Annotated in this window: 3 protein-coding genes; 1 reads left to right on the forward strand and 2 read right to left on the reverse strand. The window is 64.3% G+C overall.

The genetic code is table 11. The features are described from left to right. Positions 1–1,090 (reverse strand): DEAD/DEAH box helicase (locus tag EN893_RS26680; RefSeq protein WP_128361901.1); only part of this gene is annotated, 1,090 nt, incomplete at its 3' end. A gap of 90 nt (positions 1,091–1,180) precedes the next feature. Here EN893_RS26680 and fsa point away from each other — a divergent pair. Further along, the gene (fsa, locus tag EN893_RS26685) at positions 1,181–1,837 is read left to right on the forward strand and encodes a fructose-6-phosphate aldolase (RefSeq protein ID WP_127270489.1); all 657 of its coding nucleotides are present in this window, start codon (positions 1,181–1,183) and stop codon (positions 1,835–1,837) included. 71 nt (positions 1,838–1,908) lie between these two features. Here fsa and EN893_RS26690 read toward each other — a convergent pair. Beyond that, positions 1,909–2,962: DNA translocase FtsK (locus EN893_RS26690; RefSeq protein WP_164901127.1), on the reverse strand; the 1,054-nt coding region annotated here is incomplete at its 5' end.

The following is a 2,962-nucleotide window of genomic DNA, read 5'->3' on the forward strand; positions in this document are numbered from 1 at the left end:
CATTGACCCGGCTTTCGACCGATGGCGTCGCCGACGCCAGCACCACCGGAAAGCTGCCGATATGGCCGCGCACCACGGCCATATCACGCGCATTGTAGAAGACGCGGTCCTCTTGCTTGTAGGCAGGGTCGTGCTCCTCATCGACGACGATCAGGCCGAGCTCCTTGAACGGCAGGAACAGCGCCGAGCGCGCGCCGGCGACGACCCGCACGCCGCCTTCCGCCACTTGCCGCCAAACCCGCTCGCGCATCCGCGGCGGCAGGTCGGAATGCCATTCGCCCGGCTTGGCGCCGAAGCGCTGCTGGAAGCGCTCGAGAAAGGCATGCGTCAGCGCGATTTCCGGCAGCAGGATCAGCACCTGCCTGCCCTGGTCGAGCGCAGCCGCCACCGCCTCGAAATAGACCTCGGTCTTACCGGATCCGGTGACGCCGTCGAGCAGCGCAACGTTGAACACGCCGGCTGCGACATTGGCGCGCAGCATCTGCGCCGCGTCGCTCTGGTCCGGCATCAGTTCCGGAATGGCGTAGCCGGTATCGGGCGCGGCCACCACCGGGCGCGGCGGGATCATCACAGTCTCGAACACGCCTTGCGCCCTCAGGCCGTCAATCACCGTCGATGACACGCCGGCGGCGTGAGCGAGGCCGGAGCGCGTCCAGGCAAGGCCGCCTTCGGCCGTCTCCAGCACACGCTGCCTGGCGCCCGTCATCCGGTCGGGTGCGAGGAGCGTGCGCTGCAGCCCTTCGATCCAGGGTTCGGGGTCGAAAGCCTCCGGCGCCCTGAGCAGCATGCGCGCCACCATGCCCGGAGGCGACAGCGTGTACTGCGCCACCCAGTCGACGAAACGGCGCATCGCTCGGTCGATCGGCGGGCAGTCGAAGACCTGTTCGATGGGGCGCAGCTTTTTCGCGTCGACCTTCTCGACCGCGCCATCCCAGACGATGCCGGCGACCTGCCGCGGCCCGAGCGGCACGCGCACGATCGAGCCCGGCACCACGCGCATGCCGGCCGGCACGGCATAGGTGTAGGGGCGTTCGGCGGGCATCGGCACCAGCACCGGTGCGGCTGCGACAAAGGGCGAATCTTCGATCATGAGGCGTGACCTTGCCCTGACTTTGGTCTAGATCAAAGGCCGACCCCGAATGTGCATGACATGCACATGAAAATCTTCAGGAGACCCGCCATGAAATTTTTTGTCGACACCGCCGACGTCAAGGATATCCGTGAGCTGAACGATCTGGGGCTGCTCGACGGCGTCACCACCAATCCGTCGCTGATCCTCAAATCCGGCGGCAAGATCGCCGACGTGACCAAAGAGATCTGCGACATCGTCAAGGGTCCGGTCTCGGCTGAAGTCACCGCCACTGAATATTCCGAGATGATGCAGCAGGCCAAGGTTCTGGCCAAGATCGCCGACAATGTCTGCATCAAGGTGCCGCTGACGCTGGACGGTCTCAAGGCCTGCAAGACGATCCGCACCGAGATGAACCGCCTGGTCAACGTCACGCTGTGCTTTTCGGCCAACCAGGCGCTGCTGGCGGCCAAGGCCGGTGCCTCGTTCATCTCGCCCTTCGTCGGCCGCGTCGACGACATCGGCATCGACGGCATGGAGCTGATCCAGGAGATCAGGCAGATCTACGACAATTACGATTTCCAGACTGAGATCCTCGTCGCTTCGGTGCGCACCGTGAACCACGTCAAGCAGGCGGCCCTCATCGGCGCCGATGTCGTGACCGCCCCCCCGGCGACCCTGAAGGCGCTGGTCAAGCACCCGCTGACCGACAAGGGCCTGGAACAGTTCCTCGCCGACTGGGCAAAGACCGGCCAGAAGATCGGCTGAGGCCAATGCGCTTGTGGTGAAAAAGGCCGGGTAACCGGCCTTTTTTATGTGCGCTTCAAGCGGGCTGCCGATCAGTCCGCGCCGTCATCCTCGGGCGCGCTCGCCGGCGGGCGCCGGCCCATGATGATTTCCCGTTTGCCGACATGGTTTGGTGCGCCGACCCGGCCTTCCTTTTCCATACGCTCGACCAGGGACGCGGCGCGGTTGTAGCCGATGCCGAGGCGGCGCTGGATGTAGGACGTCGAGCACTTCTTGTCGCGCACCACCACCTTCACCGCCTCGTCGTAGATCGCATCACTGTCTTCGGCTGCGACGGATCCCTTGTCGAAGACCGCGCCCTGGTCTTCTTCGATTTCTTCCTCGTCCTCGTCGGCCGTCACGGTTTCCAGATATTCAGGGCGCCCTTGCGCCTTGAGATGCGCGACCACATGCTCGACCTCGGCGTCGGAAACAAACGGCCCATGCACGCGCGAAATGCGCCCGCCGCCCATCATGTGCAGCATGTCGCCCTGGCCAAGCAATTGTTCGGCGCCCTGCTCGCCCAGGATGGTGCGGCTGTCGATCTTCGATGTCACCTGGAAGGAAATCCGGGTCGGGAAGTTGGCCTTGATCGTGCCGGTGATGACGTCGACCGAGGGGCGCTGCGTTGCCATGATCAGGTGAATGCCGGCAGCGCGCGCCATCTGCGCCAGTCGCTGGATCGCGCCTTCGATCTCCTTGCCGGCGACCATCATCAGGTCGGCCATCTCGTCGACGATGACGACGATGTAGGGCATCGGCGCGAGGTCGATTTCCTGCTGTTCGAAAAGCGGTTCGCCGGTGCCCTTTTCGAAGCCGGTCTGCACGGTCATGACGACGGTTTCGCCCTTGTCGCGGGCTTGAGCGGCACGCTCGTTGTAGCCGTCGATGTTGCGCACACCGAGCCGCGCCATCTTGCGATACCGGTCTTCCATTTCGCGCACGGCCCATTTGAGCGCCGTGACGGCTTTCTTGGGATCCGTGACGACGGGCGTCAGAAGATGCGGGATGCCGTCATAGACAGAGAGTTCGAGCATCTTGGGATCGACCATGATCAGCCGGCATTCTTCCGGCTTCAGCCGGTAGAGCAACGACAGGATCATGGTG

The sequence above is a fragment of the Mesorhizobium sp. M7A.F.Ca.CA.004.04.2.1 genome, from assembly GCF_004022825.1.
GTDB lineage: Bacteria > Pseudomonadota > Alphaproteobacteria > Rhizobiales > Rhizobiaceae > Mesorhizobium.